The sequence below is a fragment of the Methylotenera oryzisoli genome (genome assembly GCF_004661485.1).
Taxonomy (GTDB): Bacteria; Pseudomonadota; Gammaproteobacteria; order Burkholderiales; family Methylophilaceae; genus Methylotenera; species Methylotenera oryzisoli.
Genome location: NZ_PQVH01000005.1, coordinates 246,295 through 260,129, shown reverse-complemented (window position 1 = coordinate 260,129; position 13,835 = coordinate 246,295). Strand labels below are relative to the sequence as shown.

16 protein-coding genes are annotated in these 13,835 nt (G+C 46.1%); 7 read left to right on the top strand and 9 right to left on the bottom strand.

All coding sequences use genetic code 11. The features are described from left to right. A partial coding sequence (locus C3Y98_RS03470; protein WP_135276708.1) for a TonB-dependent receptor occupies nucleotides 1-1,435 on the top strand: 1,435 nt, incomplete at its 5' end. Between the two features lie 61 nt (nucleotides 1,436-1,496). On the opposite strand, the gene C3Y98_RS03465 is transcribed toward C3Y98_RS03470, so the two are convergent. Continuing rightward, on the bottom strand, nucleotides 1,497-1,931 hold the full coding sequence (locus C3Y98_RS03465) for a diacylglycerol kinase (protein ID WP_209308733.1): 435 nt from the start codon (nucleotides 1,929-1,931) through the stop codon (nucleotides 1,497-1,499). Nucleotides 1,932-2,051: 120 nt separating this feature from the next. On the opposite strand from C3Y98_RS03465, the gene C3Y98_RS03460 reads away from it, so the two are divergent. Further along, nucleotides 2,052-2,324: an oxidative damage protection protein gene (locus C3Y98_RS03460; protein WP_135276707.1), complete on the top strand. Its 273-nt coding sequence runs from the start codon at nucleotides 2,052-2,054 to the stop codon at nucleotides 2,322-2,324. Nucleotides 2,325-2,450: 126 nt separating this feature from the next. Here the strand turns inward: C3Y98_RS03460 and pbpG are convergent, their stop codons facing one another. Next, the gene (gene pbpG / locus C3Y98_RS03455; RefSeq protein ID WP_135276706.1) at nucleotides 2,451-3,455 is read right to left on the bottom strand and encodes a D-alanyl-D-alanine endopeptidase; all 1,005 of its coding nucleotides are present in this window, start codon (nucleotides 3,453-3,455) and stop codon (nucleotides 2,451-2,453) included. A 177-nt stretch (nucleotides 3,456-3,632) separates the two neighbouring features. Between pbpG and gcvH the strand changes: the two genes are divergently transcribed. Further along, nucleotides 3,633-4,013 (top strand): glycine cleavage system protein GcvH, encoded by a 381-nt coding sequence (gene gcvH, locus C3Y98_RS03450; RefSeq protein WP_135276705.1) that lies wholly within the window; start codon nucleotides 3,633-3,635, stop codon nucleotides 4,011-4,013. Nucleotides 4,014-4,090: 77 nt separating this feature from the next. Here gcvH and C3Y98_RS03445 read toward each other — a convergent pair whose 3' ends face one another. The 3 genes from C3Y98_RS03445 to C3Y98_RS03435 are packed head-to-tail and all read right to left on the bottom strand — an operon-like array spanning nucleotide 4,091 to nucleotide 7,162. Beyond that, nucleotides 4,091-5,161, bottom strand: coding sequence for a hypothetical protein (locus C3Y98_RS03445; protein ID WP_135276704.1), 1,071 nt, complete (start codon nucleotides 5,159-5,161; stop codon nucleotides 4,091-4,093). 39 nt (nucleotides 5,162-5,200) lie between these two features. Beyond that, the gene (locus C3Y98_RS03440) at nucleotides 5,201-5,647 is read right to left on the bottom strand and encodes a DNA polymerase III subunit chi (RefSeq protein ID WP_245234307.1); all 447 of its coding nucleotides are present in this window, start codon (nucleotides 5,645-5,647) and stop codon (nucleotides 5,201-5,203) included. Between the two features lie 3 nt (nucleotides 5,648-5,650). Next, nucleotides 5,651-7,162 carry a leucyl aminopeptidase gene (locus C3Y98_RS03435; RefSeq protein WP_135276702.1) on the bottom strand — a complete coding sequence of 504 codons (1,512 nt, stop codon included), beginning with the start codon at nucleotides 7,160-7,162 and terminating at the stop codon, nucleotides 5,651-5,653. Between the two features lie 218 nt (nucleotides 7,163-7,380). Between C3Y98_RS03435 and lptF the strand changes: the two genes are divergently transcribed. Together lptF and lptG are read left to right on the top strand one after the other, a co-directional pair. Then, nucleotides 7,381-8,505: an LPS export ABC transporter permease LptF gene (gene lptF, locus C3Y98_RS03430; protein WP_135276701.1), complete on the top strand. Its 1,125-nt coding sequence runs from the start codon at nucleotides 7,381-7,383 to the stop codon at nucleotides 8,503-8,505. 14 nt (nucleotides 8,506-8,519) lie between these two features. Next, on the top strand, nucleotides 8,520-9,590 hold the full coding sequence (lptG, locus tag C3Y98_RS03425; protein ID WP_135276700.1) for an LPS export ABC transporter permease LptG: 1,071 nt from the start codon (nucleotides 8,520-8,522) through the stop codon (nucleotides 9,588-9,590). A 42-nt stretch (nucleotides 9,591-9,632) separates the two neighbouring features. Here the strand turns inward: lptG and C3Y98_RS03420 are convergent, their stop codons facing one another. From C3Y98_RS03420 to C3Y98_RS03405, 4 genes are read right to left on the bottom strand one after another with little or no spacing between them, the layout of a single operon-like run. Continuing rightward, complete coding sequence (locus C3Y98_RS03420) at nucleotides 9,633-10,073, bottom strand: RDD family protein (protein WP_135276699.1); 441 nt, start codon at nucleotides 10,071-10,073, stop codon at nucleotides 9,633-9,635. A gap of 52 nt (nucleotides 10,074-10,125) precedes the next feature. After that, nucleotides 10,126-10,569 (bottom strand): DUF3106 domain-containing protein, encoded by a 444-nt coding sequence (locus tag C3Y98_RS03415; protein WP_135276698.1) that lies wholly within the window; start codon nucleotides 10,567-10,569, stop codon nucleotides 10,126-10,128. Beyond that, entirely contained in the window at nucleotides 10,551-10,994 is a 444-nt protein-coding gene (locus C3Y98_RS03410; RefSeq protein ID WP_135276697.1) for a DUF3619 family protein, read from the bottom strand. The genes C3Y98_RS03415 and C3Y98_RS03410 overlap by 19 nt, the downstream gene beginning before the upstream one ends. A 25-nt stretch (nucleotides 10,995-11,019) precedes the next feature. Beyond that, complete coding sequence (locus C3Y98_RS03405; protein ID WP_135276696.1) at nucleotides 11,020-11,616, bottom strand: RNA polymerase sigma factor; 597 nt, start codon at nucleotides 11,614-11,616, stop codon at nucleotides 11,020-11,022. A gap of 313 nt (nucleotides 11,617-11,929) precedes the next feature. Here C3Y98_RS03405 and C3Y98_RS03400 point away from each other — a divergent pair, with 313 nt between their 5' ends. Continuing rightward, nucleotides 11,930-12,160 (top strand): PP0621 family protein, encoded by a 231-nt coding sequence (locus C3Y98_RS03400; RefSeq protein WP_135276695.1) that lies wholly within the window; start codon nucleotides 11,930-11,932, stop codon nucleotides 12,158-12,160. A 66-nt stretch (nucleotides 12,161-12,226) separates the two neighbouring features. Then, on the top strand, nucleotides 12,227-13,819 hold the full coding sequence (locus C3Y98_RS03395; protein WP_245234306.1) for a sensor histidine kinase: 1,593 nt from the start codon (nucleotides 12,227-12,229) through the stop codon (nucleotides 13,817-13,819). Nucleotides 13,820-13,835: the final 16 nt, after the last annotated feature.

Sequence of the window (13,835 nt, the reverse complement as noted above, 5' to 3'; positions counted from 1 at the left end):
TGGCAATGACGCCATTGCCATACATGCCGATGCCTATACGCGAAAAACCAGCGATTTGGACATTCCGGGTTATGCGCTATCTCGCCGCAAAAGCGAGCAAGACAATACTCCCCGCGAGAACCGCGGCAAACTCGTCAACAGCAGTGCAGAGGGTGACGGCGGTGCATTAGGCGCAGCCTTAACTTTTGATAACGGCTACATTGGCACCTCATTCTCCACCATGAACAACAACTACGGCGTAGTCGCAGAAGAAAACGTGCGTATCGATATGAAAAGTGATCGCTGGGATGTCGCCAGTGAGTTTACCGATTTAGGCGGCATGTTTAACCGTGTAAAAGTGCGCGCCGCGCACACCGATTACGAACACCGTGAGTTAGAAAATGGCAGCGTAGGCACCACTTTTAAAAACCGCGGCTTGGAGAGCAGTATTGAACTAGGTCACCGCCCGCTAGGCGCGTTAAGCGGTGTAGTTGGTTATCAATTTAACAACACCAATTTCGAAGCGCTAGGCGAGGAGGCTTTTGTCCCTAGCGTCAACACGCAAAACCAAGCAGCGTATATTTATGAAGAGCTCGCTATTGATAAACATAAAATCACATTTGGCGGGCGCTTAGGTCACACCACAGTAGACTCTAAAGATCATGTTAATTTTGGCACAGGTCAAAGCAACAGCTTCAACCCCAATAGTGTAGTGCTGGGTGGGCTATATAACATCGACAGTAACTGGTCAGTTACCGGCAATCTGTCCCATAACGAGCGAGCACCTAGCTACTTTGAACTCTATGCCAACGGCGCACATATTGCTACCGGCCAGTTTGAAGTGGGCAATACAGACTTCAAAAAAGAACGCTCCAAGGGTGTTGATACGCAGCTACGCTGGAAGGATGCGAAAAACTCCTTCAGTATCGGTACTTACTACACCAGATTTAGCAATTTTATTGGGCTATTTGGAACAGGCAATGAGATTGATGTTAACGGTGAGCTGTTGCCAGAAGCTAAATTTATGACCGTGCCAGCGGTATTCAAAGGCATAGAAGGCGAAGCAAAGTTTAATATTGCAAACAATCTAAACTTAAACCTGCTGGGCGACTATGTGCATGCAAAAGACCTGCGTAATGACAAGTATTTACCGAGAATTGCGCCATTGCGCCTAGGGGCAGGGCTGCACTACCAACGCAACAGCTTAGGGGCAAGATTAGATGTGCTCAAGGCGTTTGCGCAAACCCATACTGCAGAAAATGAATTGAAGACCGACGGCTACACCAATGTTAGCGCGCTGGTTTCTTATAAACTGCCAACCAAGTTAAATTTAGAGCTATTTGCCAAAGCCAACAACCTGCTTAACCAAGAAATACGCGACCATGCCTCGTTTTTAAAAGACATCTCGATGCAGGGTCAACGCTCAATCTTATTTGGATTGCGTGGCGATTTTTAGTGAGATAAACCATCACGCAGCGCAACATAAGCAGCATGGCTTGTGGTGCGCTGCATAAGCCTTAAGCGAACAGGATTAAACCCCAGACTACCGCCACAATCAGCAACGCGATAAACACCGCAGCACTGCCAATATCTTTGGCCTGCTTTGCCAGCGCATGATGCTCGGTAGAAGTATGATCCACCGCCGCCTCAATAGCAGAATTGAGCAGCTCTACTATCAATACCAACAGCACGCTTGCAATCAACATCGCCTGCTCTACCGGGCTATTACCTAAATAAATAGCCAACGGTATTAGTACGATTGCCAGAAAAACCTCTTGGCGGAAAGCATCCTCATGCACGAAAGCCGCTTTAAAGCCCTCCAGCGAGTAACCAAAGGCGTTAATCAAGCGGCGAATACCAGTCTTCCCTTTAAACGGGCTGGTTGCTAAATGCTTAGATTTTGATGCGTCTTGTGTATGGTCCACAGGCTTATTTGGAGGTGTTGACATCATAGACTTTCTAAAAAAATTGATTACGTAACGTTAAATTGTGAATAGTTTAATGCATGAATTTTAACATGCGCTATCATAACGGTTTAAGCAATAACGATTAGATTATATAAAAGGACTATCATGGCACGTACTGTTAATTGTATTAAACTGGGTAAAGAAGCCGATGGCATGGATTTCCCGCCATACCCAGGTGAGTTGGGCAAACGCATTTATATGAACGTATCGAAAGAGGCTTGGGCTGTATGGTTAAAACAACAAACCATGCTAGTAAACGAAAACCGCCTCAGTTTGGCAGATCCTTCAGCACGTAAATACTTAGCAGAACAAACTGAGAAGTACTTCTTCGGTGATGGTGCAGATACGGCAAGTGGCTACGTTCCACCGAAAGAATAACAACTTTTAAGCGCAGCTAATGGCGCACCAATACGCTCCATATAAAAACGCCAGCGTATGCTGGCGTTTTTATATTTGATTCAAACCAAGCAAAAATACTCATCAAGCTTGATGCAAGCGTTGAAGCTAACCGCTGACAAAAGTCCCTAAAGAGCCAGCTTCATTGGTTTCCACCCACTTACGAATGCGATTTGCGTCGCCAATACGGGTTAACTTACCGGCTGAGTCCAGCAACACAATAATCACTGGCTGACCTGAAATATGCGCCTGCATTACCAAACAGCGCCCAGCTTCATTAATAAAGCCTGTTTTTGATAATCCGATATCCCATTTACCACCACGCACTAGGGCATTGGTATTCACAAAACTTAAGGGGCTGCGGCGGCCATACAAGGTCACCTCTTGCGAAGCCAGCGTCGTCACCTGACGAATCTCTGCGTAGTGATAAGCGGCATCAACCATTTTTGCCAAATCTTCTGCGGTGGATACATTATTACTATCCAATCCGGTTGAATCCACAAATCGGCTTGCGCTCATGCCTAGCAATTTCGCTTTTTGGTTCATCGCCTTAACAAAAGCATAACTACCACCCGGATAATTACGACCTAAAGCTGAGGCCGCTCTATTTTCTGAAGCCATTAAGGCTAACTGCAATAACTCCCCGCGAGTTAACGTGGTGCCGACAGCCAATCTGGAGGTGGTATGTTTCAGATAATCCACATCCTCATCAGAAATGTTGAGCAATTCATCCATAGGTAAATGTGCATCTAACATGACCATGGCGGTCATCAACTTAGTGACAGATGCAATCGGTGTTGGTAAGTTGGTGTTTTTCGCAAACAGTACTTCGCCTGTCTGCTGGTTGATAACCAAGGCTTTGGCTGAAGCTAGTTTTAAAGGGGTGGTGCCATCATAGCTATCCACTGCTGCGATTGCTTTACGTGCAGGCAAACGAGTTTTAACACGAAGAGCACTAGACTTAAATTTTACTGCTTTATACTTGCTGGTCGATTTAGACTGTGTTGAAACATGCCGATGTTTTTTACTCGTAGTCGCATCTGCAGCCACAGGCACCAAGCAAAGCGCCAAGCTAATATAAAATAAAGTAAACTTTCGCAATGTGCTTTTCATAATGACTTATATCTCATGGGGTTACAGCACAATACTATATAAAAACTTTAGCTTTGTCATCAAGATTTTTAAGGATTTTAGGGTCAACCCACACCTAGGTTAAAAATAAATTAAAATTGAAGTAATTTACGTTAAAATTTAAGCCAATTTCAACTCAAAAATCACAGAGCGACCAGCATGCAAACGCCACAATCTTTGTTATTCAGCCCTCAACATTTATGGACGAAAACCACCGCAGATGGCGTGTGGGAAGCCGGCATTACCGATTATGCACAAAACCTGCTGGGTGACATTGTGTTTGTTGAAGCGCCGACTGTAGGCGCACGCTTGAGCGCAGGGCAACCATGCGGACTAGTAGAGTCCGTCAAGACCGGCTCAGACCTGCACGCGCTGATGAACGGCGTGGTGTTGGAGATCAATCAGGCGGTGATTGACTCACCCGAGCAAATCAACGACCACCCATATAAAGCATGGATATTCAAATTCCAGGCTGATAACAATGCAGATGCTGAACAGTTGCTATCCGCCGCCGCCTATGATGCACTAACAGACGCCTAATATAACGACGCGCCTAACTGAAATTAGGATAAAGCCTTGCGTTTAGCAAATGGCAAGGCTGCCCAACACAAACTGAACTAGACCACAGGAAATACGAGGCGCACAGCCTCCACCACCTTGGCAACTTCAGCTCTCACATTCGCAATCATCTCACGCTCTATGCGCGGCGTTTCTACCGACAACACTTCATGCACTTTATTAGCTAAAGCTTGCTCGGTAGTTGGCAGCTCCGCATTCAGGCCCTGAATAAAATCATTCTTAGCACCTTCCGCCAACACGATGAAGTCTGCTTTCAGCGTTGCACTTAACTGTTGAGACAACTCCTCATACAGCGCAGGGAAAGTAGCGCCCAGCTTCTGCTGCAATGCCTGCTGAGATTGCAATTGAATTGCATCCAGATAAATACTTAACTCCGATTGTGTATGCTGTGTCAGATCTTTATAAATAGCGGCAAGCTCTTGTGCCAAACTGGCGCGATGCTCACTGAGAATATCTTCATGTAACCTTGTGATTTTAGCCTGCAAATCATGTGAGGCATTCTCGACCGTCAGTTTCTCCAAGTTGAGTAAAGATGCCTCCAGCCCTTCTGTAAGCGACTGTTCCAGCTTCGGCAATGCGGCACTCAAATTGTTTTGTACATCCACCACCACTTGCGACTGCATCTGCGTCAAACTCTGTGCTAAGTCAGCCTTAATGATATCCACATTGGCGTGTACCATTTTGGGAATTTCAGTTGCGAAGTCCGCACGGGTTCTATCCACAAAAACAGAGGTCTGCTCCATAATCGCCTGCTTCGCATTCATCAGCTCTGCGCCAATTTCTTTTTTCAGCGCCTGTTCGGCATCCTGCTGTGCTGCGATGATGTGCTGGGTAAATTGTTCATGCTGCTGCTTTAAGTCACTGATGGCATCGGTTTGCCCGACTTTGATCTCAGCAGATGCATTTGACAGGTAATCCAATAACGCTTGCCGCACTTCGTCTTTCACTTTTTGTGTGACTGCATGTTCAATTTCGGCCGCAATCTGTGGCCTGATTTCAGCAGCAATCATAGCAATAAGGTCTGGCGTCACATTAAATGTATTTGCCAACACTTGGGTTGGCAAAGCATGCACCTCGGTTAACAGTGGAATATCGTCATCTTCTTGCATGTAATTTAATGTCCTTCTAACACGCCAATTAACGGCTAATTATGTGGCAGATTCATCAGTAGACTTGATTTGATAGCCACGGTCTCGATAAAACTTATAGCGCGCGCGGGCTAACGCTTTATCCGTATCATCAACACCAACCAACTCCACTAAATACTTAAATCGGCTAAAAAACGGCGGATGCTCTGTTTTTAAATTAATCAAGATATCGTCTTGTAGCAGCTGTTCACCCAGCTTATCCACAATAATGGCAACATCATGTTGCTCAGGGCTGCCTGGATGCGCACTCGGCATAAAACTTGTCGCCGAGTGTTGCCACAGCACATCCTGCATACGCGCAGACATTGCATCATCTTGTGTAAAAATAGTCAGCTGGCGCCCCTTAACCACCGCTCTGCTGCATAGCTCTGCAGCTTTAGCCAGCTTATCCGGGACGTTAAAGAAAAACTCTACGCGCGTCATGATTAAAGATTTCGCATTAAGCAAGCATTAACGCTTTTGGCTTGTACGGCCAACCAAAAATTCCGTTAACAATGGCACAGGGCGGCCAGTACCGCCTTTTTCTTTGCCGGATTTCCAAGCAGTGCCAGCGATATCCAGATGCGCCCAGTCATATTTCTTAGTAAAGCGAGATAAGAAACATGCCGCGGTGATGCTGCCGGCTGCGCGGCCGCCAATATTGGCGATATCGGCAAAATTACTGTCTAACAACGGTTGATAGTCGTCCCACATCGGCATGCGCCATGCACGATCCAACGCCTGCTCGCCAGCCTGCAACAACTCCTGCGCCAAACTGTCGTTGTTACTAAATAAACCGGTAGCATGATGGCCGAGCGCGATCACACATGCGCCAGTCAATGTTGCAATATCCACCACAGCGCTTGGCTCAAAACGTTCTGCATAAGTCAACGCGTCACATAGAATCAAGCGCCCCTCCGCATCGGTATTGAGTACTTCAATCGTTAGGCCGGACATGCTGGTTAACACATCACCTGGCCTTGTCGCGCGACCATCTGGCATGTTTTCACAGGTAGGAATCACGCCAATCACATTCAGTGGCAAATCCATCTCTGCAATTGTTTTAAAGACGCCCAGCACGGTAGCAGCGCCACACATGTCGTATTTCATCTCATCCATTTCGGCACCTGGCTTCAATGAAATGCCGCCAGTATCAAAGGTGATGCCTTTGCCTACCAGCACCACTGGCTTTTGCTTTTTATCACCTTTAAGATGTTGCAACACGATAAGTTTAGGTGGCTCTTCACTCCCTTGAGCGACTGCTAAAAATGAGCCCATGCCTAATTTCTGCATAGCCTCACGCTCAAGCACCTCTACGGTAAAGCCATAACTGCTTGCCAACGCCTGCGCCTGCTCTGCCAAATAGGTAGGGGTACATACGTTAGGCGGTAAGTTACCTAAGTCCTTGGTTAAGCTTACACCCGCACCAATTGCCTTGCCATCAACCAACCCTGACTCAGCTGCCGCAACATCTGCCGCAGCCGTAATCTGGATACCCAGCTTTTTAATTCCTTTTTTCGCTGCTTTTTCTTCTGCCGCATCTGGCTTACGCTTAATCGCATCAAAACGATAGCTCGCGTCTAACGCAGTTTCCACTAACTGCGCAACTTTTTTGCGTACGTCTACACCCGCTATCGGCAACTCAGCCAGCGTCGTTAACACCTCATCGGCACTAATCGCGCCTAGCGCTTTCACCGAAGCACGCACTGCCTTGCCATATTGCTTCTCAGCAAACTCGGCTTTTTTACCTAAGCCCACTAACAACACGCGGTCAGCCTGCACGCCAGGCACTTGATGCAGCATTAAACTAGAATCTAGCTTACCTTCTAAGTCACCATGCGCCAGTAAATTACTGAGATATCCTGCAGATAAGGTATCAAGGGCTTGCGCTGCATCTGATAACTCTCGCCCCTCATACACGCCAACGATGACACAATTATGACGCTGTTTTTCCGCTACGCCCGTTTTTATGCTAAATTCCATAGTGTTAGATCCTAGTTGTTATTGTTACATTAAATTTTTTGCCGAAATGTAGAATCATCACTACATGCAAACTTAACTACTCTACAATAGAGCATTAAAAATCAGCATAAATTCAATCAAATGTTGAGTAAACCACTCATGATACTAAGTTTGATTAAATTATCGCGTGTTTTACACGTAATTCATAGTCGTAAATAAATTGGTTTTCAGTCCAGCATATGCTTTTTAGGCACTCATTAATAAAAGAACTTATTTCAACCGCCGCAGGTGCGTTTCTCATCCTGATTGGGATTGTGCTCGCCCAACGTGCGGGTAATTTAGTGCGCCTTGCTGCCAAAGGCATCTTGCCTAATGACGCTATTACCACTGTGCTGGGCTTTAACATGGTCAAGTTCTTGCCCATGGTGCTCTCGCTCTCGTTATTTTTGGCTGTACTCATGACTTTATCGCGCTGGTATCGTGATTCGGAAATGGTCATTTGGTTTAGTGGTGGACTCAGCATCAACCGCTGGATACGCCCTGTGCTCACCTTCATTTTCCCCGTTATCCTGTTTATTCTGGCGCTCAGCCTATTTGTCATGCCGTGGGCCACCAGCAAAGGTGAGCTCTATCGCACCCAGTTAGAAGCGCGCGATGATTTGGCTACCATTAGCCCAGGTGTGTTTAAAGAATCAGGCAATGGGGAGCGTGTGTTTTTTATGGAAAGTTTTGACGAGCTAGGCAATATTGTCAAAAACATTTTCGTACAAACACTGCAGCACCAGAAACTGGGCGTGATTGTAGCTGCTGAAGGGAGCCGCTACACCGAGAAAAACGGCGATAACTTTGTGTTGATGGAAAATGGTAAGCGCTACGAAGGCACTAGAGGCAGCGCTGAGTTCTCCACCACGACTTTTGAGAAATACGCTATCCGCATTGAGGCGAAAGAGGCAAAAGAAGAACCGCCCAGCACCCAATCCAAGCCCACTAGCGAGCTGGTGAGCTCAATTAGCAGCACTAACAATGCAGAGCTGCAGTGGCGCCTAGCTATCCCCATCTCCGCTTTGATACTATGCTTGCTCGCCGTCCCCTTAAGTGCACTAGACCCACGTGCCGGACGCTCCGCCAACTTCATCCTAGCGTTGGTAATCTACATCATTTATAACAACCTGCTGAGTATCTTTCAGGCTTGGACCGCACAAGGCAAGCTCAGCACGCTTATCGGTTTATGGCCGGTACATGTGTTTTTCTCACTGCTGACCATTTACATGTTCTATCGACGCGGACGACAACTGCCTATAGTGCCCAGCATGTTTTCAATCAACTGGCTAAAAAAACGCCGCCAAACTGCCTCGGCAAGCTAACGCATTAGCCTTTTATGAAAATTATTACCCGCTATTTATTCAAAGAAATCACCGTCAATGTACTGCTAATTACATTGGCACTGATTGCCATGTTCTCATTCTTTGATTTAATACAAGAACTGGAAAGCCTGGGTCAAGGTAACTATGGCTTGAGCAAAATCATCTTGTTTGTGGTGCTCAGCGCACCAGGTCATGTCTATGAGGTGATCCCTGTCGCGGTGCTTGTCGGCTGCATGTACAGCTTAGGGCAGCTTGCGCGCTACTCGGAGTTAATCGTGCTAAGAGTGAGTGGTATCTCAGTTTACAGCCTGGCTGTCACGCTACTTAAAATAGGGATGGTATTTGCTATCCTCACCTTTTTTGTCGGCGAACTGATTACACCGCTCAGTGAAAAAATGGCGCAACGCATACGTATCAAAGCCACCGACTCTGTGATTGTGCAGGATTTCAAATCTGGCTTATGGGTCAAAGATGGCCACAGCTTTGTAAACGTGGAAGAAGTACTGGCGGACACCACACTACTCAATATTCATATTTACGAGTTCGATGACAAATTCAACCTGCGCACTGTCAGCCATGCGCATAAAGGACTGTTTGAAGATGAACAGTGGCATTTAAAATCAGTGTCACAAACCCACCTCGATAAAGACAGCAACTACGTACAGCATCTGGATAAAGCCACATGGCGCTCGCTGATACGCCCAGAGCTATTGAATGTACTACTGGTCCTGCCAGAAAAAATGTCAGCATGGAACTTATATGCCTACATTGAACATTTAGCCATTAATAAACAAAAAACCACGCGCTATAAAATGGCATTATGGCGTAAATTAGTTTACCCGCTAGCTAGCCTAGTCATGGTGATTCTCGCGCTGCCATTCGCATTTATTCAGCAGCGTTCGACTGGCGCCAGTACTAAAATATTTATCGGTATCATGCTGGGTATTTTATACCAGACCCTTAACCAGACCTTTGTGCATCTAGGCTTATTAAACGACTGGGCGCCTGCATTTAGTGCTATCACGCCAACTGCTTTATTCCTGTTTGGTGGGCTAGCGATGCTGCACCATATTGATAAAAGGTAGAATCAGCCCCCATTACTCGCAGGCTGATACGGTAGTGTCGTGTTAAACCACGATGATTTTGGATTTGAGCAATCGATCGTGCAGAAACAATCGATCTTTATCTACTACGGCCCATACAAAGCCTAAACCAAACAGCACTAAACTTAAGCTGGCTAATAGATAGCGCACCAATGCAGTAGACATAGGCAGAGGCGCGTTATTTTGCGTAACGACCTTTAAATGCCAAGCCTGCATCGCGAGCGTCTGGCCAGTTTTTATCCAGCACCTAAGGTAATACGCACCGAGCATTCCCCATAAAAACATTTGCTGTAATAAGTGCTTAACACCCTCAGTGGCATCACCAAATAGCGCATAGAATAGCCCTGCAAGCACCAGACATAAAGCGACGATAGTCAGCAACTCATAGAGCAAACAGGCACTCAGCTTAAGCAAGCTAGGTGCCTGTGGTTTTGATGAAATGACGGCAGATTCTTGAGTGTGCATGTAAAGCTTATGTGTAATTTGTTCAGCGTGAAGCTTAGTTTTGATTCAAGCTTTAATTTAAATCAGCATCAGTGTAAGTATCTGGCGAGTCCGCACGCAACTTTGCACGCTCAGACTCAGGTAGCTTTTGATACTCCAGCCATTTTTTGCGCAGCTCAGCTTTCTTATCTGTGGACAACGCATTAAACTGCTGATGCCTCTTTCGTGCATTCTCACGCTCATAAGGCGTCATGCGGCTCCAGTTGGTCAAACGCTCCTTAACCAAGGCCTGCTTATCAGCATTCATTTTCGGGTAGTCCTTGGCTATATCCAGCATTTTTTCTCGTTGCCACGGACGCAAAGTATCCCATTCAGAAGCTAGAGGATTTAACACTTTACGTTGTGCATCACTCAGCTCAGACCAAGAAACATCAGCAGCATTAGCAACTGAAACTCCATAGACAAGCAATGCCAATACAAAAATTAGGCTCTTCAGCTTCAATTGGTATCCAACCATGCAGTAAATCCCTTGTCTGCGTATGCTTCAGGTGGCAAATCAGACGCCAGCAAGAATGCATCGCTATTTTCCATTTGATGACTAACACTCAACTGCTGAACAGCAAAAAGTGCAAATAACATCACCCCTATAATCAACAACGCAGATAGTATGCGGTGCTGTTCAAAGTAATGCCCCCAACGTCCTCCGCGCCATTGCAAAGCATGACCATTCCTGTGCAGGCTATGGCCAGCTAGCTGTGCTTCCCGGTTCACTAATCTGCCTATAGCTAAACTACGCGCATCAGCCAAACGCGCCGCTTGAGCTTCCGGCAACTTCTGGGCGTGACTATTTAGCAACTCAACCATATTGCGTGCAATCTGATCCTCAACGCTAGCATCCAAAGCCGTTGCCTGATCGATATATTTATTTTCACTCGCGCTCATTGCTCGCTCCTATTCTTTCGAGCCATCATTTCGGTTCGTTCAATGTTACATTGGACAAACCTATTTTATCTAGCCCCTGTTTGCGCAATTCTATAGCTAACGCATGTACCGCTCGCGAACAATGCGTTTTAACGCTGCCATCGGAGCATCCCATGATTTCTGCTGTTTCTGCGACATCCATCTCCTCCCAGTAACGCAACACAAATGCTTCTCGTTGACGTGCTGGTAATTTTTCTAATGCTCGCTCAATTAACTGTATGGTTTGGCTGCGTGCGATTTGTACCGATGGCTCTTCGCTATCATCGCCCACATCAATGGTGTCTAGAGGATCGCGGTCTTCATTATCATCGGCACCGCCACCAAAGGCTGATAACAGCGTAGTCCACAAGTTGCGCACTTTTTGCCTGCGCCAGTAATCGCGCATCGTATTTTGCAAAATACGCTGAAACAGCATAGGAAACTCTGTCACAGGCTGGGCACCATATTTATCTGCAAGCTTCATCATGGCATCTTGCACGATATCTAATGCCGCATGATCATCGCGGACAGCATAAGCCGTCTGCTTAAATGCACGCCGCTCCGCTGCTGCGAGAAAATCAGAAAGTTCCTTGGGTGTTGCCATGTTTAGATATTTGACGCCATATTTAGGTTGGTATTTTATACTGTTAACCAAATCATGTGCGTAAGTGCACCTCATATTCAGGCACACAGTATATCAGGTTTGTATTTTCCGCTAGCTCTGCCACAGGCGGGCTTAGCCCGTGACTCAAATTTTGAACCCAGAAGCAAAGTACTTTAGCGGCTGCATAGGTAAATATCTAAGCAATCAATGAAAACAACTAAGGCAAAGGAATAGCACGTATTAAAATGCTACATAGCCTGCACTTTTAGTTACAATCTGAACTTAACCATTTAAGATTTGAGTAACGTTCATTATGTGGAAACTAATTTTTTGGGCTATCGTGATTGGGCTCGTCATCCAGGCGATCAAGCGCAACCTCAACGCCAAGGCGAATCGAACCGCAGAGAACAACAAAGCGGTAGAAGCGAATATTGAGAACATGGTGGAATGCGATCAATGCCATGTGCACTTGCCTAGGTCTGAGGCGTTTTTAGTAGAGGGTAAATTCTACTGCTCTCAGGCACACATTAAATCAGATGTATAAGCCTGCAATTGTCGATTAACTGAAGATGCATACGCAACATGTATAGATACGCCAATGATTGACTTCATGCCTCATCAACACCTTAGCTCGCAGAGTGAACTATCACTTCAGGCGCGCACTATTCGTATTATTAATGTATTCAGGCTAATTTTAAGCCTAATTTTTGTATTATTCTCGCTATATATTGGGCAAAAGAACTGGGGTGAAATGCAAGATGCCTCATTGTTTTTTAGCTTATCCCTAGCCTACTCACTGTTCAGTTTCACGCTATTGATTGTGGCGCCGATCAGATCTTCCGCATTGGTATTTTTTAATCCGGTGCAAATTATCATTGATATACTTTTCATCATTGCCATTATGCATGCGGCCGGCGGCATGCAAAGCGGCTTAGGGCTACTGCTGATTATCACTATCGTTACCGCCAGCCTCATCAGCAATGGCCGTCTAGCCTTATTCTATGCCGCCATTGCCACCATAGGCCTACTGCTGGAGCAAAGCTACCAAATCGCAAAATGGGATCTGCCCGTTTCGGTGTACAGTCAACCGGTGATGCTAAGCTTGAGCTGTTTTGCGACGGCCTGGCTAGGCTACAGCTTTGCCAAGCGCATTCTGCAAAGTGAGGCGCTCGCCTCGGCCCGTGGCGTTGACTTAGAAAACCTAGCGCAAGTAAACGCGCTGATTACCGAAGAAATGCAAGATAGCGTTATTGTCATGGATCAGCACCTGAATATTCGCCACCATAACTCAGCCGCCACCTCGCTACTGACTGTCACACCAACCGATGACGGTGAAACCGTTAAATTAAATGACAGCGCCATCGAAATCGCCCATTCATTTAACCGCTGGATGCATGCAGATAGCGCAAGCGAGCACCTGATTATTTCTATTAACAACAAAGAACTCAAACTCAGATTCGAACCTATCAGCCGCGATACTCGCCTGCACGGCGCGGTGGTGTTTATTCAGGACTGGAGCCAAATCCAGTCAGCGGCACAGCAATCAAAACTGGCAGCACTCGGCCGCCTAACCGCCAATATTGCACACGAAATTCGCAACCCGCTCAGTGCAATCAGCCACGCCACGCAATTACTGCAAGAAGAAAACTTTGGTGCGCAAAATAATCGTATGCTGCAAATCATTGCAGATAATATACAACGCATTGATAAAATCATTAAAGATGTACTGGAGCTCAATCGTCGCGACCGCACCAATCAGGAGAGGCTGGCGCTTAATCAATTTATTTTCGATTTTTACACGCAATTTTGTGCCGTAGAGAAAATACCTGAATCAGATTTTCAGATTAACCTGCCTAAAGATGCATTATTTGTGACTTATGACCAACGCCATCTGATGCAGATTTTATGGAACTTGTGTAAAAATGGCTGGGAGCATAGCCATAAACAGATGGGCAGTTTAAAGTTAAACTGTACAAAAAATGGGCGTGCTGGTTTAAACTTAGAGGTGATCGATGACGGTGAAGGCGTGGCAGAAGAAAATCGCAGCAAACTGTTTGAGCCTTTCTATACAACCAAAACAACAGGGAACGGCCTGGGGCTGTATATTTCACGCGAGCTTGCAGAGGCTAATAGCTCGCGCTTAAAGTACCAAAAGCTAGACACCGGTAGCGCATTCATACTGCAGTTACAAACGATTAACTAAGGGCCATATTTTTAGT